This is a genomic window from Buttiauxella gaviniae (assembly GCF_040786275.1).
GTDB classification, from domain to species: Bacteria; Pseudomonadota; Gammaproteobacteria; order Enterobacterales; family Enterobacteriaceae; genus Buttiauxella; species Buttiauxella gaviniae_A.
In genome coordinates, this window is the sequence record NZ_JBFMVT010000002.1 from 1,216,156 (window position 1) to 1,240,511 (window position 24,356).

The 24,356-nt window shown below is 53.4% G+C and carries 24 protein-coding genes; 11 read left to right on the forward strand and 13 right to left on the reverse strand.

What is annotated here, in order from left to right:
- Window positions 1–3: 3 nt before the first annotated feature.
- A complete protein-coding gene (locus AB1E22_RS06165) occupies window positions 4–801 on the forward strand; it encodes a PTS mannose/fructose/sorbose/N-acetylgalactosamine transporter subunit IIC (RefSeq protein WP_367594550.1) in 798 nt (265 codons plus the stop codon).
- Window positions 801–1,616 carry a PTS system mannose/fructose/sorbose family transporter subunit IID gene (locus tag AB1E22_RS06170; protein ID WP_367594551.1) on the forward strand — a complete coding sequence of 272 codons (816 nt, stop codon included), beginning with the start codon at window positions 801–803 and terminating at the stop codon, window positions 1,614–1,616. The genes AB1E22_RS06165 and AB1E22_RS06170 overlap by 1 nt, the downstream gene beginning before the upstream one ends.
- A gap of 61 nt (window positions 1,617–1,677) precedes the next feature.
- Here the strand turns inward: AB1E22_RS06170 and AB1E22_RS06175 are convergent, their stop codons facing one another.
- The 3 genes from AB1E22_RS06175 to rihC all read right to left on the reverse strand — a co-directional run bounded on the left by AB1E22_RS06175 (window position 1,678) and on the right by rihC (window position 4,034).
- Window positions 1,678–2,460 carry a glucose-6-phosphate isomerase family protein gene (locus AB1E22_RS06175; RefSeq protein ID WP_367594552.1) on the reverse strand — a complete coding sequence of 261 codons (783 nt, stop codon included), beginning with the start codon at window positions 2,458–2,460 and terminating at the stop codon, window positions 1,678–1,680.
- Window positions 2,453–3,016: a glucose-6-phosphate isomerase family protein gene (locus AB1E22_RS06180; RefSeq protein WP_367594553.1), complete on the reverse strand. Its 564-nt coding sequence runs from the start codon at window positions 3,014–3,016 to the stop codon at window positions 2,453–2,455. The genes AB1E22_RS06175 and AB1E22_RS06180 overlap by 8 nt, the downstream gene beginning before the upstream one ends.
- A gap of 103 nt (window positions 3,017–3,119) precedes the next feature.
- A complete protein-coding gene (rihC, locus tag AB1E22_RS06185; protein WP_367597342.1) occupies window positions 3,120–4,034 on the reverse strand; it encodes a ribonucleoside hydrolase RihC in 915 nt (304 codons plus the stop codon).
- A 103-nt stretch (window positions 4,035–4,137) separates the two neighbouring features.
- Between rihC and AB1E22_RS06190 the strand changes: the two genes are divergently transcribed.
- The 7 genes from AB1E22_RS06190 (at window position 4,138) to AB1E22_RS06220 (ending at window position 11,518) form a co-directional block, all read left to right on the forward strand.
- Window positions 4,138–4,869, forward strand: a complete 732-nt coding sequence (locus AB1E22_RS06190) for a FadR/GntR family transcriptional regulator (protein ID WP_367594554.1) — start codon at window positions 4,138–4,140, stop codon at window positions 4,867–4,869.
- A 97-nt stretch (window positions 4,870–4,966) separates the two neighbouring features.
- Window positions 4,967–5,866, forward strand: coding sequence for a 2-dehydro-3-deoxygalactonokinase (locus AB1E22_RS06195; RefSeq protein WP_367594555.1), 900 nt, complete (start codon window positions 4,967–4,969; stop codon window positions 5,864–5,866).
- Window positions 5,866–6,513: a 2-dehydro-3-deoxy-6-phosphogalactonate aldolase gene (locus tag AB1E22_RS06200; RefSeq protein WP_367594556.1), complete on the forward strand. Its 648-nt coding sequence runs from the start codon at window positions 5,866–5,868 to the stop codon at window positions 6,511–6,513. The genes AB1E22_RS06195 and AB1E22_RS06200 overlap by 1 nt, the downstream gene beginning before the upstream one ends.
- Before the next feature lie 146 nt (window positions 6,514–6,659).
- A complete protein-coding gene (locus AB1E22_RS06205; RefSeq protein ID WP_367594557.1) occupies window positions 6,660–8,060 on the forward strand; it encodes an MFS transporter in 1,401 nt (466 codons plus the stop codon).
- Between the two features lie 20 nt (window positions 8,061–8,080).
- Window positions 8,081–9,790 carry a dihydroxy-acid dehydratase gene (gene ilvD, locus AB1E22_RS06210; RefSeq protein ID WP_367594558.1) on the forward strand — a complete coding sequence of 570 codons (1,710 nt, stop codon included), beginning with the start codon at window positions 8,081–8,083 and terminating at the stop codon, window positions 9,788–9,790.
- On the forward strand, window positions 9,790–10,695 hold the full coding sequence (locus AB1E22_RS06215; RefSeq protein WP_367594559.1) for a dihydrodipicolinate synthase family protein: 906 nt from the start codon (window positions 9,790–9,792) through the stop codon (window positions 10,693–10,695). The genes ilvD and AB1E22_RS06215 overlap by 1 nt, the downstream gene beginning before the upstream one ends.
- A gap of 40 nt (window positions 10,696–10,735) precedes the next feature.
- Entirely contained in the window at window positions 10,736–11,518 is a 783-nt protein-coding gene (locus AB1E22_RS06220) for an SDR family NAD(P)-dependent oxidoreductase (protein WP_367594560.1), read from the forward strand.
- 62 nt (window positions 11,519–11,580) lie between these two features.
- Here the strand turns inward: AB1E22_RS06220 and ispH are convergent, their stop codons facing one another.
- From ispH to ribF, 5 genes are read right to left on the reverse strand one after another with little or no spacing between them, the layout of a single operon-like run.
- Window positions 11,581–12,531: a 4-hydroxy-3-methylbut-2-enyl diphosphate reductase gene (gene ispH, locus AB1E22_RS06225; protein WP_367594561.1), complete on the reverse strand. Its 951-nt coding sequence runs from the start codon at window positions 12,529–12,531 to the stop codon at window positions 11,581–11,583.
- On the reverse strand, window positions 12,512–12,982 hold the full coding sequence (gene fkpB / locus AB1E22_RS06230; protein ID WP_367594562.1) for an FKBP-type peptidyl-prolyl cis-trans isomerase: 471 nt from the start codon (window positions 12,980–12,982) through the stop codon (window positions 12,512–12,514). Before fkpB ends, ispH begins: the two co-directional genes overlap by 20 nt.
- A 3-nt stretch (window positions 12,983–12,985) precedes the next feature.
- Entirely contained in the window at window positions 12,986–13,492 is a 507-nt protein-coding gene (gene lspA / locus AB1E22_RS06235) for a signal peptidase II (protein WP_367594563.1), read from the reverse strand.
- A complete protein-coding gene (gene ileS, locus AB1E22_RS06240) occupies window positions 13,492–16,308 on the reverse strand; it encodes an isoleucine--tRNA ligase (RefSeq protein ID WP_367594564.1) in 2,817 nt (938 codons plus the stop codon). The genes lspA and ileS overlap by 1 nt, the downstream gene beginning before the upstream one ends.
- 28 nt (window positions 16,309–16,336) lie before the next feature.
- Window positions 16,337–17,269 carry a bifunctional riboflavin kinase/FAD synthetase gene (gene ribF, locus AB1E22_RS06245; RefSeq protein WP_367594565.1) on the reverse strand — a complete coding sequence of 311 codons (933 nt, stop codon included), beginning with the start codon at window positions 17,267–17,269 and terminating at the stop codon, window positions 16,337–16,339.
- A 326-nt stretch (window positions 17,270–17,595) separates the two neighbouring features.
- On the opposite strand from ribF, the gene rpsT reads away from it, so the two are divergent.
- Window positions 17,596–17,859, forward strand: a complete 264-nt coding sequence (gene rpsT, locus AB1E22_RS06250) for a 30S ribosomal protein S20 (protein WP_034459390.1) — start codon at window positions 17,596–17,598, stop codon at window positions 17,857–17,859.
- Between the two features lie 68 nt (window positions 17,860–17,927).
- On the opposite strand, the gene nhaR is transcribed toward rpsT, so the two are convergent.
- The 5 genes from nhaR to AB1E22_RS06275 all read right to left on the reverse strand — a co-directional run bounded on the left by nhaR (window position 17,928) and on the right by AB1E22_RS06275 (window position 23,624).
- Window positions 17,928–18,815: a transcriptional activator NhaR gene (gene nhaR, locus AB1E22_RS06255; RefSeq protein ID WP_367594566.1), complete on the reverse strand. Its 888-nt coding sequence runs from the start codon at window positions 18,813–18,815 to the stop codon at window positions 17,928–17,930.
- 66 nt (window positions 18,816–18,881) lie between these two features.
- Entirely contained in the window at window positions 18,882–20,060 is a 1,179-nt protein-coding gene (gene nhaA, locus AB1E22_RS06260) for a Na+/H+ antiporter NhaA (protein WP_367594567.1), read from the reverse strand.
- Window positions 20,061–20,294: 234 nt separating this feature from the next.
- The gene (gene dnaJ, locus AB1E22_RS06265; protein ID WP_367594568.1) at window positions 20,295–21,434 is read right to left on the reverse strand and encodes a molecular chaperone DnaJ; all 1,140 of its coding nucleotides are present in this window, start codon (window positions 21,432–21,434) and stop codon (window positions 20,295–20,297) included.
- A 100-nt stretch (window positions 21,435–21,534) separates the two neighbouring features.
- On the reverse strand, window positions 21,535–23,451 hold the full coding sequence (gene dnaK / locus AB1E22_RS06270) for a molecular chaperone DnaK (RefSeq protein WP_367594569.1): 1,917 nt from the start codon (window positions 23,449–23,451) through the stop codon (window positions 21,535–21,537).
- Between the two features lie 14 nt (window positions 23,452–23,465).
- Window positions 23,466–23,624, reverse strand: a complete 159-nt coding sequence (locus AB1E22_RS06275) for a hypothetical protein (protein ID WP_367594570.1) — start codon at window positions 23,622–23,624, stop codon at window positions 23,466–23,468.
- Between the two features lie 123 nt (window positions 23,625–23,747).
- Here AB1E22_RS06275 and satP point away from each other — a divergent pair, with 123 nt between their 5' ends.
- The gene (gene satP, locus AB1E22_RS06280; protein ID WP_367594571.1) at window positions 23,748–24,314 is read left to right on the forward strand and encodes an acetate uptake transporter; all 567 of its coding nucleotides are present in this window, start codon (window positions 23,748–23,750) and stop codon (window positions 24,312–24,314) included.
- Window positions 24,315–24,356: the final 42 nt, after the last annotated feature.

A 24,356-nucleotide genomic window follows, 5' to 3' on the forward strand; every position in this document is an offset into this window, starting at 1 on the left:
ACTATGGCTTTCGAAGCGGCTTTAATCGGCATTCTCTGTTACCTCGGCGCGTTGAGTAGCCCGTGGCTACTGGGGCTGACCGGCGGCTGGTATCTAATTACCCGCCCACTGGTTTCAGGGATGCTGGTAGGATTTATTCTCGGCGATGTGCAAACCGGGATTATCATCGGCGTGGCGGTTCAGGCCGTATACATCGCGATGGTCACCCCCGGTGGTTCAATGCCTGCGGATCTTAACTTTGTGGCCTTTCCGGCAATCGCATTAGGCATTCTTTCCAATAAAGGGCCAGAAGTGGCCGTGGCGTTGGCGGCCACAATCGGCATTGCCGGCACCGTGTTGTTCAACGCCATGATGGTGCTAAATTCCTGGTGGAACCACCGCGCAGATGTGGCTCTGGAAAAAGGCGACGAGCGCGGCGTGTATCTCAACAGCGCGATCTGGCCGCAGGCAACCAACTTCCTGATGCGTTTTATTCCGACGTTTATCGCGGTCTACTTCGGCGCACAGTACATCAACGCTTTTATGGACAGCCTGCCGCAGATTGTCTTGTCCACCATGAACGTGCTCGGCGGCATTTTGCCTGCGGTCGGTATCGCGATTCTGCTTAAACAGATCATCAAAAATTACAGCATGCTGATTTACTTCCTCGTGGGGTTTATCTGTATCGTTTTCCTGAAGCTGAACATGGTGGCGCTGGTGATTGTCGGGGCGCTGCTGGCGTTAATTCACTACAACTACAAACCTGAGCCGCAGGCTGAACGTGTAGCCTCAACGACGACAGATGATGAGGATGAATTCTGATGGAAGAACGTAAACTCACCCGCCAGGATCTGCGTCGCTGCTGGCGTAGCTGGATGATGTACAACCTCTCCTCCATGAGCTTTGAGCGTCTCGAATCTTTCGGCTTTTGTCTGAGTATGTTGCCGGTGGCGAAAAAGCTTTATCCCGACGAGCAGCAGCGCAAAGAGATGCTTAAACGTCACGCCTCGTTCTACAACACCGAGCCACAGCTTGGCGCGATCGTGAACGGCATGGTGTTAGGCCTGGAAGAGAAGCGCGCCAACGGCGAGCCGATAGACGGGGAAACCATCAACACCCTGAAAGTCGGCCTGATGGGGCCGGTGGCAGGCATTGGCGATTCGATGATTCCGGGAATGCTGATCCCGATTTTGCTCAGTATCGGCATGGCGCTGGCGGCGGGCGGGAATATCCTTGGTCCGCTCTTTTACTGCGTGGCGTGGCTGGCGATTATCATTCCCGGCTCGTGGTTCCTGTTCCTGAAAGGCTACCGCATGGGGTCAACTTCCGTTGAGATGCTGGTGAGCAGTAAATCAACGCGCCTGCGCGAAGCGTTATCGTTACTCGGCGTATTCGTAATGGGCGGCGTGGCGGCAAGCTATGTGAAACTCGGCACCGGGCTTGAGTTTGTCACTAAAGACGGGGTGAATATTCATGTTCAGCAGATGCTGGACGGGATTTTCCCAAATCTGCTGCCGTTACTGGTGGTAATTGGCACCTGGTATTTGATGGCTAAACGCGGCCTGTCTCCGGTGAAGGCGATGTTGATGCTGCTGGTTCTGGCGGCGGCTGGCGTGGCGGTGGGGTTGTTTGCTTGATATTTGTGTAGTGGGTGGCGGGTGGCGGCTTCGCCTAACCCGCCCTACGTTGGTCATCGTTTTATGGGTGGAAATTCACCCACTTCTGCACGGCTATTCCTGGCTTTGAAATAAACTGAAACCGCGCGGGGTCATCAATAAACTGCTGATATATTGGCTCATCGGTTATCCCAAACTCGGTATAGCGACGCGGGGAAGTCACCTGCAAACGTCCCGGCATATAGTGGCGATTATGCTGCCAGGCGATGTGCTCATCCTGCAATAGCGGGTACCAGGCCAGGCCTTTCATGGCGCGAACGGCGTCATATTCAAAGCCGTATTCCCGATCACACCAGGCACCAAATGTCAGCGGTTCATCAGGTGAGGCGGAGATCGTGGCGTGTGCCCAGCCCGGCGGCACTAACACTTTCTCCCCAGGCCCGGCGCACACCGCAAAACAACGTCCAGGATCGTCTGCGACAGACTCCTGCATATAAATAATCGCTTTGCCCTGCCAGATTTCATACAGCTCCGGCGGTGACCAGCCGCTGTGGCTGCTGATGCGGTGGATATGCCCCTGGCTGCGAATCGGCTCGTCGCCCAAACGCCCGGACGCGTAAGTGACCACGCCGAACAACAGCATGCGCTTTTTAAGCTCTTCTCGATCCTGCAAGCGCGCCACATCCATAACGATCGCATACACGTCTTCCGGCCCTTCGCACTGCGGGGATCGCAGCGAGGCGCGGATCTGATCGAGTTTGCGGATTTCCGGCAGCGGGCCAATCACCTCTTCGCCGTAGCTAAAACCCATCGGGTGGTGATGGACGGTCATATCCAGCCCATAATTCAACTGCTTCTCAGCCATTTTGCACCTCTTTGGCCTGGATTTTTCCCTCTTGCAAAACTACTCGCAGCGCAAAGCCTTGCGCCAGCGCGGCGTAATCATGCCCGGCCATCGTCGGCCAAACGGCAAGCGCTGAGAGAATGTCTGTTCCGGTGTTAATTAAACGGTGCGCGGTAAAACCAGGAATAATATGCACGGAACCCGGCGAGACATTTTCAAGCCGCGCTTCGCCGCGCTCGTTTTGTAGCAGCAATAAACCCTGGCCACGCAGGCCCATATAAACTTCACCCTGTTCACGCCTGTGGTGAAAATGGCCGCGCGTCATATAAAACTCGTCCCCGACTCGCCCGGGGTGCAGGTGCGTGGCGCCGACATACAGCTCGCCCTCTCCTTGCGGAGAATCCAGCATCTCGACTTCGTAGAAAGGCGTTTGCGCAGGAATTGCTTGCCATGCCGCGTGATCGTGAAAAATACCCACCAGATCGCCGCTGCGGGTAACCTTTTTGACAACATTCTCGGCCGTGAAATGGCCGTTTTGAAATGCCACGCTCGGTGGCACATTGAAAGGAATATTCATTTTGTTTCTCCGGCCCAAGGAGAACTGCTTAACCAGCATAGCAGGTTAATCGATTAACCCTATAACCAGGCCGAAGAAAGTCGATCTGCATCGCGTAAATTCATCAAGGTGCCAGAGGGAGCACTTCAGCGACCCAACGCTGGAAGCCTGGAACGTCAAGATCGAGCGCCACATGGGCGTTGGGCTGCCGTCCAAATCGCCCTTCGATATCCACTACCGTGGTGCCCGCGGTAAATTCCCCGTGCGTTTCCACCGCAACAAAGCACGGTTTGGTCTGGAAAAGTTCCGGTTTTATCAGCCAGGCGATGGCGCAGAGATCGTGCATTCTCAGGCCGGACGACATGCTGCCGCTGCGATAGTGGCTGAACAGCGCGTGGAGCATTTTCCCGGTTTTATTCAGCTCGGGAAGCGTCGCCAGGTACGCCGGGCTGAGCTGCGCCCGATTGGTGACGTCCAGGCCGCACATCACAATTTCCAGTCCGCTTTCGAATACGCGCGCGCCCGCTTCCGGATCGATAGCTATATTGAATTCAGCATTTGGTGTGAAGTTACCGCGCCCTGCCGAGCCGCCCATGATCACCAGGCGTTTGATTTTCGCTTTGCACGCCGGGTACTGCGTTAGCAGCAGCGCGATATTGGTCAGTGGGCCGATCGCCACCAGCGTCATCGGTTCAGGGCTTGCGTTTAAACACTCATAAATAGCCTGAAAAGCCGGTTTGCCGAGCGGCTGACGCTGGTGTTCAACAAAAGCGTACCCTTCCATTCCGGATTCGCCGTGAACATCAGCCGCATCGCGCAGTTTACGCACCAGAGGCGTGGCGGCACCTTGCGCCACCGGAATATCTTTCTGCCAGAAGTGCATCAGTTGCAGGGCATTGCGCGTGGTTTTCTCAACGCTAACATTCCCCGCAACGGTGGTCAGAAGTTTTAAATCAAGCTGGGGAGCAAAGAGCGCCGCAGCGATCGCCACCGCGTCATCAATACCGGGGTCGGTGTCGAGAATAATGGGCGTTTTAATCATAATTTTTTCTCTTCTCTTTTAAGCATATTAGGTACATACGGCGTGATTAGCTTACTATGTGAAGCTCATTTCTAAGTTCTAACTTGATCGAGAAAATGCGATGAAACTCCCGCAGGCAAACATTTCAGAATCCGTTACACAGCATCTTGCGCGGCGAATCATGCATGGCGATCTTGCGCCAGGGCTATCTTTACCTGGCGAGAACGAGCTGGCCGTTGAGTATGAAGTTTCCCGCACCTCAGTGCGCAACGCATTGCAAGTGCTTGCGGCAAAAGGGCTTATCTCCATTCAGGCCAAAAAGCGTAGCATGGTGAATAGCCGAGAACAGTGGAGCCTGTTGGATATTGACGTATTGGGTTGGCTCGCCGAAGGCGATCTGGATCTGCACCTGGTCGAGCAATTAATCGTGACGCGCCTTATCTTTGAGCCGAACGTTGCAACGCTTGCGGCGCTGAATGCCACCGGCCACGATTTGGCCGCGATGGAAGACGCGCTCCAGCTAATGCGCAAAGGCCAACTCGAAGCAGAACGCTCTTTGTTCGAAGAAGGGGATATCGCTTTTCACCAGGCGCTATTACGCGCCACGCACAACCCTTTCCTGCTCGCCCTGGGCAATGCGCTTTCTGCCGCGATGGCGCTCTCGTTTAAGCAAACGCTGGAAAAAGACGTACGCCAGACCAAAGCCGCCGTCGACGAACACTTCCTGTTATTTGATGCCATCCGCATGAAACAAGTGGAAAAAGCCCGCCTGCAGATGCGCAGCATTCTGCTCAATGCCGCCAAAAAACGTATCTGGCAGGATCGCCCGGAAATGTTCGACCACATTATTTGATCCTCAACTGACGTAATTTCGATCTCCCTCACACACTGTGTTGTTTTTTTGTTCTAGCATTCTTGTATTACAAGATTGCATGGTTTGTATTACCTGAATGAAAAATCACTGGATTGCTATCGATTGGGGCACGACTAACTTCCGCGCATTCTTAATGCAGGGGTCGCAGCACGTTTCCCGCATCAGTCAGCCTTTGGGGCTGTTGTCCGTTGAAAAAGGGCAATTTGCGCCGACGCTGCAAAACCTGTTGCACGCGTGGCTTGAAGAGTATGGCAGCTTGCCGATTGTTATGGCGGGCATGGTGGGTTCGCAGCAAGGCTGGCATGAAGTGCCTTACGCGCCGCTGCCGTGCAATACACAGGATTTAGCATCCCGCATGCTGGCTTTCACCACGCCGTGGGGCAGCCCGGCATGGATTATTCCGGGGGCAAGCGGCACCAGCTCGTTTTCCCAGCCAGACGTGATGCGCGGGGAAGAAGTACAACTGTTAGGGTTAGCGGCGCTGCGCCCTGCTACGCAACATATTGCGCTGCTACCCGGCACTCATAGCAAACATGCGCAGATGCTTAACGGTGAGATTGTCTCTTTCTCCACGTTTATGACCGGTGAGATTTTCTCTCTGCTTTCCCAACATTCCATTCTGGGCCGCGCATTGCCGGAACAGCAAGAAGATCGCCACGCTTTCTTATCAGGTGTTAAAGCCGCCGCGCAGGGTGCACCCTTCACCCATTTGATCTTCTCCGCCCGCACTCGCCGTCTGGCGGGCGAGCTTCCCGAATCAAGCGTTCACAGCTATTTGTCTGGTTTAACCATCGGCTATGAACTGTTGGCATTACCGGCCGGGCAACACGCCTGGGTGGTCGGTAGCCCGTCATTAACAGAGCGCTATCAACTGGCCGCAGGCCAGATGGATCTCAATCTTTCCCCCGCCAATGGCGATGAGTGCTTCATTCATGGTCTGTGGCACCTCTTTACCCGACTTCAAGGAAACGAATAATGAGCCCGGAAATTTTCATTGCCCAATGGCAAAAAGAGCCTCTCCCGCTGGTTGCTATCCTGCGCGGTATCACGCCTGGCGATGCGGTTGAAGCGGCGGAAATTCTGCTGGAAAGTGGTTTTCGCTATCTTGAAGTGCCGTTGAATAGCCCGTCGCCGCTGGAGTCCATCAGCCTGATGCGCGAAGTGGTTGGCGAGCGTGGCTACGTGGGTGCCGGTACCGTGCTGACGGTTGCACAGGTTGATGCCGTGGTGGAGTGCGGCGGGCAACTGATTATCTCCCCGAACTGCTGCCCGGACGTTATCCGCCACTCCAGCAAACTTGGGCTTATCAGTATGCCTGGGGTGATGACGCCAAGCGAAGCCTTCAGCGCCATTGCCGCAGGAGCCAGTTCCCTGAAGTTATTCCCCGCCGAACATATCACACCCGCGATCACCAAAGCGTTCCGCGCCGTCGTGCCACGCGAAGTGGCACTGTTGCCGGTCGGTGGCATTCAGCCAGATGCCGCGCAGATGCGCAGTTACATTCAGGCAGGAGCGAATGGCTTTGGGCTTGGCGGCGGGTTGTATCAAGCCGGAATGAGTATGGCTGTGCTGCGTGAACATGCGCAGGCTTACCAGCGCGCCTGGCATAAGTGTGCAGCGTAAATCATCACGAAATGATCGAAACAGGCCAGCCAGACCTGCCGGTTAGTCAACCCCAACACAGTAAAACTGAACCCGCAATCGCTACTGAATAAAACAATAAAAGGTCTGAGCATCGAACTCAGCCTCCCCTACAACTGGAGATGATCATGAGTGAAAGAATCGAGAGAAAATCAGCGGATCCCACCGCTGAGTCACGGGTCTACAGCAAAATTACCCGCCGACTTATTCCGTTTTTGATTTTGTGTTATTTCTTCGCCTACCTTGACCGTGTGAACGTCGGGTTCGCCAAACTGCATATGCAAGATGCGCTGAGTTTTAGCGATACGGTCTATGGCCTTGGGGCAGGAATTTTCTTCATCGGCTATTTCTTGTTTGAAATGCCAAGCAATTTGCTGATGCAGAAATTCGGCCCGCGCTTCTGGATTGCCCGCATTATGGCGACCTGGGCGGTGCTTTCCGCCGGCATGATGTTTGTCACCACGCCGACTCAGTTTTACGTGGTTCGCTTTTTACTCGGCGTGGCGGAAGCGGGCTTCTTCCCTGGCATCGTGTTCTATCTCACATTGTGGTTCCCGTCGTGGCGCTCTGCCCGCACGTTGGGGCTGTTTATTCTCGTCACGCCGCTATCCACGATTATCGGTAGCCCGCTTTCTGGCCTGATTCTCAAAATGTTCGAAGGCGTAGGCAGCCTGCACAACTGGCAATGGCTGTTTTTGGTCGAAGCAATTCCCTCGTTTGTGCTGGCCTTCGTGGTGCTGCGCTATCTTGATAACGATGTGAAATCCGCCAGATGGCTGACGGATGCCGAAAAACAGGTAGTGATTAATGACCTGGCAAAAGACGCCGCCAACCGTGCGCTGGCCAATCAAGGCAAAGTGGATAGTAGCCTGAAAGGCATGTTGAAAAACGGTTATGTTTGGCTGCTGGCGCTGGTCTTTTTCAGCTTCAACATTGGCTACTACGGCATTAACTTCTGGCTGCCGTCGATAATCAAAAGCTCCGGCGTGAGCGACGATTTCTATATCGGCCTGCTCGCCGCGCTGCCGTATGTCTTTGGCGCGTGCTTTATGGTGTGGAACAGCCGCCACTCTGACCTCAAACAAGAGCGCCGCTGGCACATCGCCATTCCAGCGCTGATTGGCTGCGTGGGCCTTGCGCTGAGCGCATATTGCAGCGGGTCCACCTTCTGGATGATGGCGTGGATTTGCGTGGCGATGTCCGGCACGTTGGCACTCATCCCTACCTATATCAGCCTGCCTGGCGCACTACTTTCCGGCACCGCCGCCGCTGCAGGTATCGCCTTCGTTAACTCCATTGGCAACCTGGCCGGTTTCTTTGGCCCAACGGTACTCGGCTGGCTGAAAGACACCACCGGCCGCACCGACGTGGGCCTATATATTCTGGCGGCCTTCCTGCTGTTATGTGCGCCATTAATTCTTACGCTGCCAGCCCGCCTGGCGAATCCGAAAAAAGTTGTTGCCGTACCCGAACAGAACGTTGCCCAGCCTGACGCTGCGCAGCCTTTCAACGCGACTATCGATCGCTAACGTTTAGAAGAGAAGAAACTATGAGTGGATGTGGCGGATGTGCCAGCTGTGGCACGCATTTCAACCCGATCCTCGAAGGTGATGACGGCGCGCTGAAACGTGCGCTGTATAAATCGATGGGGCATACCGATGAGCAATTGCGTAAACCGGTGATTGCCGTCGTGAACAGTTATACCAATGCAACGGCAGGCCATGCCAACCTGAACGAGCTGACCGCTAAAGTGCTCGAAGGTATTGATGAAGCCGGTGGCGTTGGCATGGTGTTTGGCACTATCGCACCGTGTGACGGGATCGCCGAAGGGCATCTGGGGATGCGCTATATCCTCGCCGCTCGCGAGGTGATTACCGCCTCAATCGAAGTGATGATGCGCGCCCACCGTTTTGACGGCATGGTGCTGCTGGGTTCGTGCGACAAAATCGTTCCCGCGATGTTAATGGCGGCGGCGCGTCTGGATATTCCGGCGATTATGGTTAACGGCGGCCCGATGTATCCAGCGGAATATAAAGGGAAACACTGGGACGGCAACATTGTTACCGAAGCTATCGGCTGGAAGAAACGTGGCGAAATCAGCGAAGAAGAGTTCGCGCATATCGAGAATATCGCCGAGCCAGGGCCAGGCTCCTGCACGATGTACGGCACGGCAAACACCATGTGCTGTATCGGCGAAGTGTTGGGGATGAGCCTGCCGGGCAGCAGTACCCTGCCTGCCGTGTCGCAAGAACGCCGCGACTGCGCCGTAGAAACCGGCCGTCAGGCCGTGGAACTGGTGCTCAACGGCGTCAATGCCCGCCAGATTATTACGGCGGAATCTATTCATAACGCGATGGTTTATCTGCTGGCAACGGGCGGATCGACTAACGCAATTTTGCACCTCCAGGCGATTCACTATGAAGCAGAACTCGGCCATCTGCCGCTTTCTGCTTTCGATAAACTTAGCCATAAAGTGCCGCTGGTGGCGTCACTCTATCCGGCGTCCGAACACGACATGATCGACTTCTGGGAAGCGGGCGGCGTGCAGGCGGTGGAGTATGAAATCAGCAAACTGATGCATCTGGACGCGCTGACCGTCGCAGGAAAAACCAAAGGCGAACTGCATGCTGAAGGCAAACGCAGTTGCCGCCCGGAAGTGATTCATACGCTCGCTATTCCCGTACGAAATGAAGCGGGCGTGGCCGTTCTGCACGGCAACTTATCGCCGTTAGGTTGCGTGGTGAAACCCGCTGCGGTGCCGGAAAATCTGATGGTATTCCGTGGCCCTGCGGTGGTATTCAACAGCGAGCAGGAGTCCGTGGATGCGATTATGTCCGGCCAAATCCAACCCGGTAGCGTGCTGGTGCTGCGCTATGAAGGGCCGAAGGGCGGGCCTGGCATGCCAGAGATGTATAAGCCAATGAAGTCGCTGGAAGGCATGGGGTTGTCCGATACCTGCGCCCTGATTACCGACGGGCGTTTCTCCGGTTCCAACCGTGGGCTTTTCGTCGGCCATATTTCGCCGGAAGCGGTAGACGGTGGCGAGCTTGGGCTGGTGGAGGATGGGGATGAGATCTCCATTGATATTCCCTCCCGCACCCTGACGCTGCATGTCCCGGAAACTGTTCTGGCAACGCGCCGTGAAAATTGGCAGCCGGTGAATAAAGAAGTGCCTCGCGGTTTCTTGCGGTTGTACCGCCGCTGGGCGCTACCTGCCGCGCAGGGCGCAGTGCTGGCCGACCGGGAGGAGGATGAGTGATGATTAAGCATTATTCTGCTCAGGAAATTATTGGCGTAAATCCGATTGTCGCCATGCCGTTTACCGCCAGCGGCGACATCGACGAAGCCAGTTTTGTGCGCCTGCTGGAGCAGCTCGCCACCAGCGGCGCGCAAGGCACCACGCTATTTGGTATCGCCAGTGAGTTTCCAAAGCTAACCGATGCAGAGCGCGATCGCCTGGCGCAACTGTTCGTCTCAACGCTTGCCGGGAGCCCATTATACAGGGCGATGTCGGTGACCGATCACAGCACTGAAGTGGCGGTGAAACGCGCCCGTTTCTACGCGGGCCTTGGCGTAGACGCACTCATGCTGCTGCCGCCCTTTTTCCTGAACCCCAATCCACAGGCGATTCAGGAGCATATTTTTGCGGTACTGGAAGCGGTGGATATTCCCGTTATGGTGCAATACGCGCCGGGCGAAACTGGCCTGCCGATAACACCGGAGCAAATGGCAGAGATCGCCGCGCGATACCCGCATGCGGTTTTCAAAATCGAATGTAATCCACCGGTTGAATACACCCGCGAGTTTCTCGCTAAAGCTCCGCAGGCCAGCGTACTCAACGGATATGCCGGTTTGTATATGCTGCAAATGCTGGCGGCGGGCGGTAAGGGCGTAATGCCTGGCTGCTCCTTTACCGAAGTCTATGTGCGAATTTACCAGCACTGGCAGAACGGCGAACAGCAGCAGGCTGAAGTCTTACACCAGTCTCTGCTACCGTACATCCAGCGCTGGATGACTCACTGCGAATACATTATTCAAGTCGAGAAAACAATTCTTCAACGTCGCGGGATTATTGCGACCGACTATTGCCGCCGCCCGGGTTGGAAACTTACCTCTGAAGACGAGCAGTTAATCGAGAGCTTCCTTACCGAATTTAAACTCTAAACTCAGGCTGCGGCGAACCCGCAGCGAGTTGAGGATCATTATGACCAGTCAAAAATCGGCACGCGTTGTGATTGTTACTGGCACCAGCCAGGGTATCGGTCAGGCCATTGCCCAGACATTTCTTGATAACGGCGATATTGTTATTGGCTGCGCTTTCTCGACGCTCGAAAAAGCCCCCAATGCCCGGAAAATGCTGGCTCAATATTCCGAGCGTTATTTCTATTTTTCCGTAGATGTCACCAAAACCGAGTCCATTAAACAGTTCGTGATAGAGGCCGAAAAGCTGTTTGGCCGCATTGATGTGGTGGTTTCCAATGCCGGGAAAAATGTCTTCAAAGGGATCGATTGTGAGGAGAGCGATTGGGCGCATAATTTCGATCTGAATTTACGATCCCACTGGTATCTGGCGAAATGCGCCCGCCCGGCATTAGCCAAAAGTAAAGGGACGATCCTGGTGATCACCTCAAATCACGCCTTCTCAACGATGCCTGGCTGCGCGCCGTATAACATCAGTAAACGCGCCCTGCTTTCACTGGTACAAAGCCTGACTATCGAGTGGGGGCCGGAAATTCGCACCGTCGGCATCGCACCTGGTTTTATCGATACCGATGGAAATCAGACGTGGTTTGACTCTCATGCAGATGGCAAAGCCGCACGGGAAAAAACCATCAAGAAGCATCCGGTCGGGCGCATTGGCCGTTCGGAAGAAGTCGGGGATTTGTGCCTGTTTTTATCCAGTGACAAAGCTGGATTTATTGCGGGTACCACGATTGTGATGGACGGCGGGCGCAGCGCGATTATGCAGGATGAAGACGACGTTTGATAAATCGCAGGCGTAAAAATGGGGAGCCGAGCTCCCCATTTAATTCTGTCTGAAGTGCGAGATTACTCGACTTCTTTTACATCCATACGCAGCTCGCGCGGCACTTCAAAAATGATATTTTCTTCGCGCCCCACCAGCTCACGGGTTTCGCTCCCGCCTAACTCACGCAGGCGCGCCAGAACGTTTTGCACCAGAATATCTGGCGCAGAAGCCCCGGCGGTAACGCCAACACATGCGGCACCTTTCACCCAGGATTCCTGGATATCTGTCGCATCGTCAATCAGATACGCGGCTTTGCCCATACGCTGTGCAAGCTCGGCCAGGCGGTTAGAGTTGGACGAGTTTTTCGAGCCAACCACCAACACCACATCCGCTTCATCTGCCAGGGCACGTACCGCTTCCTGACGGTTAGTGGTGGCGTAGCAAATATCGTCTTTACGTGGGCCGATGATTTTCGGGAAGCGTTTACGCAGCGCGTCAATCACGTCAGAAGTGTCATCCACAGAGAGCGTGGTCTGCGTCATAAACGAAAGTTTGGCTTCGTTTTTCACATCCAGTTTGCTGACATCTTCCGGCGATTCAACCAGATACATACCGCCTTTGGGGTTGCTGTATTGGCCCATGGTGCCTTCCACTTCCGGGTGGCCTGCGTGACCAATCAGAATGGATTCTTCACCACGGCGGCTGGCGCGCGCCACTTCCATATGCACTTTGGTTACCAGCGGGCACGTTGCGTCAAACACCGTTAAGTCACGGCCTTTCGCTTCGTTACGCACCGCCTGAGAGACACCGTGCGCCGAGAAAATCAGAATCGCGCCGTCTGGCACTTCGCTGATCTGCTCGATGAAAATCGCCCCACGTTCGCGCAGGCTGTCTACCACATAACGGTTGTGTACCACTTCATGACGGACATAAATCGGCGCGCCGTAAATAGCCAGCGCGTTTTCAACAATGCTGATAGCGCGGTCTACCCCGGCACAAAAGCCGCGTGGGTTAGCCAACAGGATCTGCATTCAACGCCTCCAGTACCGGGTCAATTTCCAGCACTTCGATATCAAAATGAATGGTTTGCCCGGCGAGCGGGTGGTTAAAGTCAACGGTGATGGAATCACCGTTAACGTCACGCACAACGCCTGGCATCTCGCTGCCATCCATTGCAGTGAACAGCATAATCGCCCCTGGAACCGGCTCGCCCGCATCAATAAATTCACGACGCGAGAAATACTGGATCATATCCGGGCTTGGAATACCAAACGCCGATTCCGGTGCCAGAGAGAACGCTTTTTTGTCCCCTGCTTTTAAGCCAACTAGCTGATCTTCCATGCCCGGCGACAGTGTTTCATCGCCCAGCGTGAAGAGTGCCGGTTTGCCGTTGTTGCGGGTCGACTCGGCGGTGGAGCCATCTTCAAGTTTCAGCGTGAAGTGCACCAAAACTCTGCTATTGGCCTGGATAGACGCAGCCATGGATTATCCTTTTTGCTTTGCGGGCTTGTCGGAGGAGACAAAGAACCCCTCCAGCACAATCAGCGCCGCACCGATACAGATTGCCGTATCAGCCAAATTAAAGGTGGCAAAGTGCCAGTCACCGACATAGAAATCGATCATGTCGACCACAAAACCGTGCCATAACCGGTCAAACAGGTTGCCGAGCGCACCGCCGATGATTAAAGCATAGGCGATGTTATTGAGCTTCTGACTGGCTTTGGCGCGATACATCAGCACCGCTAAAATCACGCAAATACCGATAGCGATACCCGCGAAGAACCAGCGCTGCCAGCCGCCTTTATCCGCAAGGAAACTAAACGCAGCGCCATAGTTACGGGCATAGTGCAGATTCAGCGACGGGAACAGGGATACGGTGTCCCCCAGCATGAAATGCTGGAGGATTAGGTATTTACTGCCCAGATCGACGATCAGTACTACGACCACCAGCCACAGCCAGCGCAGGCCGGTCGAACAAATCGATTTACTCATCAGGCAAATTTACGCTTTTCGCCGTCACCGGCTACGTTGCTGACACAGCGGCCGCAAATTTCTGCGTGTTCCGCTACCTGACCGACGTCGGTGGTGTAATGCCAGCAACGCGGGCACTTCTCACCGTCGGCTTTACGCAAGGAGACTTTCAGCCCTTTGATGATTTCGCTTTGCTGAGCGTCATCACCTGCCTGCGCATAATCGACAACTTCAGCGCCGGAGGTCAACAGGACAAATCGCAATTCTTCGCCCAGGCTGTTGAGCTTCGCAGCCAGTTCGCTGTCAGCATACAGAGTGACCGCAGCTTCCAGAGAACCGCCCACACGCTTATCAGCACGCGCTTGTTCGATCACTTTGTTCACTTCGCCACGTACGGTCAGCAGCGTGTCCCAGTAATCGTTGTTCATGGTTTCGCTGTCAGCCAGGCCGAACAGACCTTCGTACCACTCACCGGTGAAGACGTACTGCTCGCGCTCGCCCGGCAGGTAAGCCCAGATTTCATCGGCGGTGAAGGACATGATCGGTGCCATCCAGCGAACCAGCGCTTCAGCAATGTGGAACAGCGCAGTCTGGCAGCTACGACGCGCCACGCTGTCTGCTTTCGCGGTGTACTGGCGGTCTTTGATGATGTCGAGATAGAACGAGCCCATTTCGATGGAGCAGAAACGCATCAGGCGCTGCACCACTTCGTGGAAGTCGTAGTTTTCGTAGGAGGCCAGGATATCGGCCTGCGCTTCTTGCGCACAACCTACAGCCCAACGATCCAGTTTCACCATCTCTTCCGGTTTCACCATATCGGTTTCTGGATTAAACCCGTTCAGGTTTGCCAGCAAGAAACGCGCGGTGTTACGAATACGGCGATAAGAATCAGCGGCACGCTTGAGGATTTCGTCAGAAACCGCCATTTCACCGGTGTAGTCGGTAGAAGCCACCCACAGACGCAGAATATCCGCGCCCAGTTTGTTCATGACATCCTGCGGAGAAACGGTGTTACCGATGGATTTGGACATTTTGCGGCCCTGACCATCAACGGTGAACCCGTGGGTCAGTACCTGGCGGTAAGGCGCTTTACCTTTCATCGCCGTCGAAATCATCAGGGAAGACATGAACCAGCCGCGATGCTGATCCGAACCTTCCAGATACATATCTGCCGCGTGACCGTTGAATTCAGGACGCACATCAACCACAGATGAATGCGTAGAACCGGAGTCGAACCACACGTCCAGGGTGTCTGGCACTTTGGTGTAGTTGTCAGCATCGTCACCCATGATGTCGCGCGGGTCGAGATCCCACCACGCCTGAATGCCGTCTTGCTCTACGCGCTTAGCCACTTCTTCCATCAGTTCCAGCGTGCGCGGATGCAGCTCTTCAGTCTCTTTATGGACGAACAGAGACATTGGCACACCCCAGGTACGCTGGCGAGAGATACACCAGTCAGGGCGGTTGGCTACCATAGATTCGATACGCGCCTGGCCCCAGTCTGGGATCCACTGCACGCCTTTGATCTCTTTCAGAGACTGCGCGCGCAGGCCTTTTTGATCCATGCTGACGAACCACTGTGGCGTCGCGCGGAAGATGATCGGCGTTTTGTGACGCCAGCAGTGCGGGTAGCTGTGCAGCAGTTTTTCAACGTGCAGCAGAACGCCTTTATCACGCAGGATATTAACCACCAGGTCATTCGCTTTGAACACCTGAACGCCGTCCAGACCTTCATAAGTACCAGGCAGGTAGCAGCCGTCCGGGCCAACCGGGTTCGCGATTTCAAGATTGTATTTCTGGCTGATCACATAGTCGTCAGGACCGTGACCACCTGCGGTATGAACCGCACCAGTACCCGCTTCGAGCGTGACGTGCTCGCCCAGAATTGCCGGTACGTCGAAATCTAAGAATGGATGCTTAAAGCGCAGCAGTTCAAGTTCTGCACCGGTCGTGGTGCCGAGAACCTGCCATTCGCTGATGCCCGCGCTCTTCATTACGCTTTCGAGCAAATCTTTAGCGAAGATCAGTGCCTGACCGTCAACCTGCACCAGTACGTATTCGAATTCAGCATTCAGAGAAACCGCACGGTTAGCTGGCAGTGTCCACGGCGTGGTCGTCCAGATAACCAGAGAAACTGGGCCGTTTACTTGTGGCGCGCCAAACTTCGCTTTTACCGCATCGGCATCAACAGCCTGGAAGTTAACGAAGATGGATGGAGAAGTTTTGTCGTAGTACTCAACTTCCGCTTCAGCCAGAGCTGAACGGCAGTCAACGCACCAGTGCACCGGTTTAGCGCCTTTATGTAAGTGACCATTACCGATGATTTTACCGAGCGCACGGATGATGTTCGCTTCGGTGTTGAAATCCATAGTCAGATATGGACGTGACCAGTCGCCCAACACGCCCAGGCGGATAAAGTCTTCACGCTGGCCGTTAACTTGCTCTGCCGCGTATTTACGGCATTCGGCACGAAACTCAGCCGCAGTCACTTTCTCACCAGGTTTGCCGATGAGTTGCTCGACTTTCAGTTCGATAGGCAGGCCGTGGCAGTCCCAACCCGGAACGTACGGGGAGTCAAAACCGGAAAGCCCTTTGGACTTCACGATAATGTCTTTCAGAATCTTGTTTACTGAGTGACCAATGTGAATGCTGCCGTTCGCGTAGGGAGGGCCATCATGCAGAATGAAGGATTTTTTGCCTTTTTTTGCATTGCGGATGATGCCGTATAGGTCATCATCATTCCAGCGAGCCAGCATGCCCGGTTCACGTTTAGCGAGATCGCCACGCATCGGGAACCCTGTTTCCGGTAAATTCAGGGTAGATTTAAAGTCACTCATTAGATTCTCGGTTCCGTAGTTAGCTTGCTCAGGTATTAGGCCCAAAAAAATCACGGGCGGTTACCACATCTTTGGCGATTTGCGCTTTCAGTTCATCAAGCGAAGCAAACCGTTGTTCATTGCGTATTTTTTTACGTAGCACCACATCAATATGGTGCCCATATAAGTCCATTACAACATCAAGCAGATGGACTTCTAGCTGTTGGCGCAGACCCGCTACCGTGGGGCGTGTGCCTATGTTGGCGACACCCGGCAGCAGTTTGTCGCCAAGGCCTGCGACTTCTACCGCAAACACCCCTTTCACCGGGGATACCTGACGACGAAGCGGTAAATTCGCCGTTGGGAAACCAATCGTTCTTCCTAGTTCGTCACCGTGGACAACGCGCCCGGAGATGATAAACGGATGGCCCAGCAAACTTTCAGCCAGCGCTAAATCATCATCAGCCAGCGCCTGGCGCACTGCCGTGCTACTGATGCGCACGCCACCTTCGCAGAAGGTTTGCGTACTGGTGACATCAAAGCCAAATTCCTGGCCAGCCTTCTGTAATAACAAGAAATCCCCCTGGCGACCAGCACCAAAGCGGAAATCATCACCCACCGCGAGGAATTTAACCCCAAGGCGGTCAACCAGCAGTTCGCTGACAAAGTTTTGCGCCGTAAGTGCCGCGAAGCGGCGGTCAAACCGCACACAGAGCACGTAGTCCACACCACACTCAGCCAAATAACGCAGTTTTTCGCGCAGGCGAGTCAGACGCGCCGGGGCTTTTTCACCCGCAAACAGCTCAAGCGGTTGTGGTTCAAAGATCATGACCATCACCGGCAGATTGCGTGCACGCCCTTCCGCACACAGCCCTTTAAGCAGGGACTTGTGGCCTCGATGAACGCCATCGAAATTACCGATGGTGAGGACACACCCGTGATGGTTCTGGCGTAAATTATGTATGCCGCGTATCAGCTTCATGGCTGGCTCAAAACAGTGGAAATCGGCGGATTATATCAATTACCACGGTGAAGGTTAACCGGCGATTGTCCCCTTTGACATAAAGCGTTAAGGATTTCATCACACTGGCGTCTGGTTTCAATGGGGAAGCGCATCGCTGGACGATTTTTGTTGCTTAAAGCTGTATTCATGACCGTTAAGCTGGTAGAATCCGCGCCATCACAACGTAAGAGGCACCGGAAATTTAACGGCGCTTATTTGCACAAATCCATTGACAAAAGAAGGCTAAGAGGGCATATTCCTCGGCCTTTGAATTGTCTACATAGATCATATTTGGGAGTTGGACCTTGGCTAATATCAAATCAGCTAAGAAACGTGCTGTACAGTCTGAAAAGGCTCGTAAGCACAACGCAAGCCGTCGCTCTATGATGCGTACTTTCATCAAGAAAGTATACGCAGCGATTGAAACTGGCGACAAAGCTGCTGCACAGAAAGCATTTAACGAAATGCAACCAATCGTGGATCGTCAGGCTAGCAAAGGTCTGATCCACAAAAACAAAGCTGCGCGTCATAAGGCTAACCTTGTAGCGCAAATCAACAAACTGGCTTAATCGCCTTTTCGTTGGTAGCTTGAAAAAAACCGGCTTATGCCGGTTTTTTTATGCCTGAAATTCGCCGCTTACTTAAATAGCGCAGAGTAATCCCTGTTACAGACACGCTGCACCGCCGGATGCTGAATCATTCGTTCTGCAAATATCGCGTGATACTCTTCCATCACATTCTCAATACGCCCAATCTCAACAATGTTCTCATCGTTGTAGATATCCTGCCCGTACAGTGTCGGAGCCACGAAAATCGCGTTGTGCGCTGCACCAAATGCTTTCATGAGTGCCGCATCATCAAACTCACCGAGAATTTCAACGTTAAGCCCCTGCACGTTAATCCAGTTGAGGATCTTGCGCCCAAGCATTGAGCGGCGCCCTGGAATCAGTAAACGTCGGGATTCGAGACAGGCCGGGAAAGGCAGATCCGGCACTGGCTTCTGGCTCCAGAAGCTAATCCCACATTCGCCGATTTTCACCGAGAACAGCCCTTCCTGCTGCGTGGAATCAATCGGGCAGTCGGAGATGATCATATCCAGTTTGTGCTGGCTCAACTGCTCCAGCAGCATTTCGTGCGTCGACTCAAAGCAGCGCAGATGGATTTGCTCATCTTCAACCACCGCGGCATCGAGCACGCCACTGACCAGGCGTTTTGACAGCGCATCCGCAATCCCAACATCAAACAGTAAGCTGGATTCTTTGCGGTAGTTGACGATATCCAGCATCTCCTGGCTTAACGTGAACATGCGATCTGCATAGCGGAAAATAAGCTGGCCCAACTCGGACGGCACGAGCCCACGACCCTGGCGGCGAAAGAGTTTACCTTGCAGGCGCTCTTCTAAAGCTTTGATCTGACCGGTGATGGTTTGCGGCGTCAAATACAGCGCTTCGGCCGCGCCAACCACAGAACCTTCTCTGCAAACATGCCAGAAGTAGTAGAGATGATTGTAATTTATGTGTGACATGCGTTATTCGCTCCCTGATAAACCATCCACATGCTAACGGCTCCTGAGGAGCCGTTAGATGAAAAATCACTGGTGCTGCAACTGTGAGCTGAAACGGCTTCTCAACATGCAGTAGCCTACGACCGCAGAAAATAGCGATCCCAAGAGAATGCCCAGTTTTGCCCAGGTAATCAAAGCCGGATCGGCGCTATTAAATGCCAGGGACGCGATGAAGATAGACATTGTGAAGCCGATCCCACACAGCACACCGACGGCCATGATCTCTTTGCAAGTCGTCCCTTCTGGCAACGTCGCCAGTTTAAGTTTGAGGGCCGCCCAGCAAAACAGGCTAATCCCCAACGGCTTGCCGATAAACAGCCCAGCCATAATCCCCATCGGTAGCAGGGAGGTTAATCCAGCAAAGGTTACGCCACTTAATGACACGCCCGCGTTGGCAAAGGCAAACAGCGGTAGAATCAGGAATGCCACCCACGGATGCAGTACATGCTCCAGTTCACGCGCAGGTGAACGCCCCTCTTTTTCTTTCAATGGGATCAGGAAACCAATAATCACCCCTGCAAGCGTGGCATGTACGCCCGATTTCAGCACCGCCGTCCACAGCACGACCCCGACCAGAATATACAAACCGGTCCGACGCACATTGCAGGTATTCAGTAATGCCAGCACGGCAATAGCCCCGGCGGCAACAGCCAACGACAATAACGAAAGATCGTTGGTGTAGAACAGAGCAATAATAACAATGGCACCAAGGTCATCAATAATCGCCAGCGCCATCAGGAACACTTTGAGCGCAACCGGAACGCGATTCCCCAGCAATGCCAGAATACCTAGCGCAAAGGCAATATCGGTGGCCGCCGGAATCGCCCAGCCTTCACGAGTAATCGGGTCATGGAAATTGAATAGCAGGTAAATTGCCGCCGGGACAACCATCCCACCTAACGCAGCAATCACCGGGAACGATGCCTGACGGATACTGGCGAGCGAGCCACTCACCATTTCGCGTTTTACTTCCAGGCCAATCATCAGGAAGAAGATAGCCATCAACGCATCGTTCACCCACAACAACAGGTTTTTACTGATATCCAGAGAACCGATACGCACTTCGACTGGCGTATTCAAAAACGCCTGGTACAGCTCACTGGTTGGGCCCAGGTTAGCAAGAAGCATCGCCAGCAACGCGGCGGCGATTAAAAAAATGCCGCCTGCGGCATCGCTATGGAAAAAGTGTTTTAGTTTTGTTGTCATGCTTTCATCCCAGTTATTCAAACGCCTTAAATCATTTAGGGCTTTAATCTGTATTAAGCATAGCCCGCCCAACACATCGATAAAAGTAGTTTATTTTGCAATAAATAATCGGCAAAAACGAAATGACGTGAATATTACGCTAATCAATTTTAGGCGCATAAAAAAAGCCTGAATCAAAATACTCGATTCAGGCTTTTGCACTGCCCCTTTGGCATGACCCAAAGGAAAGTGAGATTAGCGGGTTAAGTCATCAAAGAACTTTTTCACACCATCAAAGAAGCTCTTTGAACGCGGACTGTTTTTTTCACCGCTTGGCCCACCAAAGCTTTCAGCCAGATCGCGCAGCAGCTGCTTTTGCTTTTCATTCAGACTGACAGGCGTTTCTACGACAACACGGCATAACAGGTCGCCCTGAGCCCCGCCGCGTACGGATTTAACCCCTTTACCACGCATTCTGAACAGTTTGCCGGTTTGGGTTTCGCCAGGCACTTTCAGATTCACACGACCATCAAGCGTTGGGACTTCAATTTCCCCACCGAGGGCGGCCATTGCAAAGTTAATCGGCACTTCGCAATAGAGGTTATTGCCTTCACGCTCAAAGATTGGGTGTTGCTTAACCTGAACCTGAACGTACAAATCGCCTGATGGAGCGCCGTGCTCACCCGCTTCACCTTCGCCTGCAAGACGAATACGGTCGCCGGTATCAACGCCCGCAGGGATTTTCACCGACAGCGTTTTGGTTTTTTCTACACGGCCATGGCCATGACAGGTGTTGCACGGATCTTTAATAATTGAACCGCGGCCCTGACAATGCGGACAGCTTTGCTGCACGGTAAAGAAGCCCTGGCGCATTTGCACCTGGCCTTGCCCATGACAAGTAGGGCAAGTTTGCGGCTTCGAACCGGCTTTCGCGCCGCTGCCGTGGCAAACGCCACACTCTTCAAGCGTCGGGATACGGATCTCTTTGGTCACGCCACGGACCGCTTCTTCCAGCGTTAAGTCCATGTTGTAGCGCAAATCGGCACCACGAGAGGCGCGTTGACGACGGCCACCACCGAAGATGTCACCGAATACGTCGCCAAAGATATCGCCAAAGTCAGCACCGCCGCCGCCAAAGCCACCGTGTCCGCCGCCACCCATACCGCCTTGTTCAAACGCGGCATGACCATACTGATCGTATGCGGCACGTTTTTGCTCGTCGGTAAGGATTTCGTAGGCTTCTTTAATCTCTTTAAATTTCGCCTCAGACTCTTTGTCACCCTGATTACGATCCGGGTGGAACTTCATCGCGAGGCGTTTGTAGGCTTTCTTGATTTCACGCTCTTCCGCGTTTTTCGGAACGCCTAAAACCTCGTAATAGTCTCTCTTCGCCATCTTTTTTGTCTGCCCCTAACATGCGTGCACGGGCGCAGAGGAAAACCTCGACGCCCGTGCTGATTACCAGTCAGATTAATGACTGCGCCTCAAAGGGCGATTATTTTTTGTCTTTAACTTCTTCGAACTCAGCATCAACAACATCGTCGTCTTTGCCTGCGTTAGTTGCGTCAGCCGCGTTACCTGCTTGCTGCTCAGCGTGTTGTGCCTGTGCCAGTTCCATCAGTTTCTGAGAAACCTGGGCCAGCGCCTGCATTTTCGCTTCGATATCTGCTTTGTCTTCGCCTTTCAGAGACGCTTCCAGTGCAGTCAGAGCAGATTCGATTGCAGTTTTGTCGTCAGCTGGCAGTTTGTCGCCTGCTTCTTCAACCTGCTTACGCGTGCTGTGCAGCAGATGGTCACCCTGGTTGCGAGTCTGAACCAGTTCTTCAAATTTACGGTCAGCTTCTGCGTTAGCTTCTGCATCGCGTACCATTTTCTGGATTTCATCTTCGTTCAGACCAGAAGAAGCCTTGATGGTGATCTTCTGCTCTTTACCGCTGTTTTTGTCTTTAGCAGACACGTGCAGGATACCGTCAGCATCGATATCGAAGGTCACTTCGATTTGCGGCATGCCGCGCGGTGCCGGGCTGATACCATCCAGGTTGAACTGACCCAGAGATTTGTTATCAGATGCACGTTTACGCTCACCCTGAATCACGTGGATGGTTACCGCAGACTGGTTGTCTTCAGCGGTAGAGAACACCTGGCTGTGTTTCGTTGGGATAGTGGTGTTTTTGTTGATGAGTGCAGTCATCACGCCGCCCATGGTTTCGATACCCAGAGACAGTGGGGTAACGTCCAGCAGCAGTACGTCTTTAACTTCACCCGTCAGAACACCACCCTGAACAGCAGCACCGATTGCCACCGCTTCATCCGGGTTAACGTCTTTACGTGGCTCTTTACCAAAGAAATCAGCAACTTTTTTCTGCACCATTGGCATACGAGTCTGACCACCAACCAGGATAACGTCCTGGATATCGGATACAGACAGGCCAGCATCTTGCAGTGCAACTTTCAGCGGCTCGATAGAACGGTTTACCAGGTCTTCGACCAGAGATTCCAGTTTTGCACGAGTCACTTTGATGTTCATGTGTTTTGGACCCGTCGCGTCTGCAGTGATGTACGGCAGGTTCACGTCGGTCTGTTGAGCAGAAGACAGCTCAATTTTGGCTTTTTCTGCAGCTTCTTTCAGACGCTGCATAGCCAGTGGGTCGTTACGCAGATCGATACCTTGATCTTTCTTGAACTCTTCCACTAAGTAGTTGATCAGACGGCTATCGAAATCTTCACCACCCAAGTGGGTATCACCGTTGGTTGCCAGAACTTCGAAGGTTTTCTCGCCATCAACTTCGTCGATTTCGATGATAGAGATATCGAAAGTACCACCACCCAGGTCGTAAACCGCGATAGTGCGGTTGCCAACTTCTTTATCCAGACCGTAGGCCAGAGCCGCTGCGGTTGGTTCGTTGATGATACGTTTTACTTCCAGACCTGCGATACGGCCAGCATCTTTAGTTGCCTGACGCTGAGCATCGTTGAAGTATGCAGGAACGGTGATAACAGCTTCAGTTACCGGTTCGCCCAGGTAATCTTCAGCGGTTTTCTTCATTTTTTTCAGCACTTCAGCAGAGATCTGCGGAGGTGCCATTTTTTGGCCTTTTACATCAATCCATGCGTCGCCGTTGTCAGCGCCGATGATTTTGTACGGCATGATAGCTTCGTCACGCTGAACTTCTTCGTCCTGGAAGCGACGGCCAATCAGGCGTTTGATCGCAAACAGAGTGTTCTGCGGGTTAGTCACTGCCTGACGTTTAGCCGGCTGACCTACCAGAATTTCGCCATCCTGGGTATATGCGATAATAGAAGGAGTGGTACGGTCACCCTCGGCATTCTCCAGAACGCGAGCAGTGGTGCCATCCATAATCGCTACACAAGAGTTGGTAGTACCCAGGTCGATGCCAATAATTTTACCCATCTAAACGTCTCCACTTAAAATTTGTCGTCATATGGTCGTGAACCTGTTATGCGGGCAAACAAGAGTCTTTCAACTGCCCAAACATGATTTTTTGCAGGCCCATCAACTGCGGTTGCATACAAGATGGGGTCACTCGGCTCGCCATCAAGGGGCAAGGTAAAAAAAATTTTCATCTTCACACCTGTTTAGATCATAGACTCCTGCCCTCCACCTGATTATGATGCCGCGCCCCGCTGCCCTTTAGCAGTTGTGCGGCAACGACATATATTCATTTTCAGACGAATTTTAGAGGAACTATGGGCAACACTAAGTTGGCTAATCCAGCTCCCCTGGGCTTGATGGGCTTCGGCATGACCACCATTCTGCTCAACCTGCATAACACCGGCATCTTCCCTTTTGATGTCAACATTCTTGCAATGGGCATTTTCTACGGTGGTATCGCACAAATTTTTGCCGGCCTGCTGGAATTTAAGAAAGGTAATACTTTCGGCCTGACAGCATTCACTTCTTATGGCTCTTTCTGGCTGACTCTGGTCGCCATTCTGATCATGCCTAAGATGGGTCTTGCAGACGCAGCAAACGCACACTTCCTCGGCGCGTATCTCGGTCTGTGGGGCGTTTTCACGCTGTTCATGTTCTTCGGCACGCTGAAAGCTGCACGCATGCTGCAGTTCGTGTTCGCAAGCCTGACCGTGCTGTTTGCCCTGCTGGCTATTGGCCACCTGGCAGACAACGAAGGCCTGGTTCGCATTGCAGGCTGGGTCGGTCTGGTTTGTGGCGCATCCGCTATTTACCTGGCAATGGGCGAAGTGCTCAACGAGCAGTTTGGCCGTACCGTGCTGCCAATTGGTGAAAAACACTAATTTTGCAAGCCATAGGGCTATGAAAACAAAAACGCGGAGCCT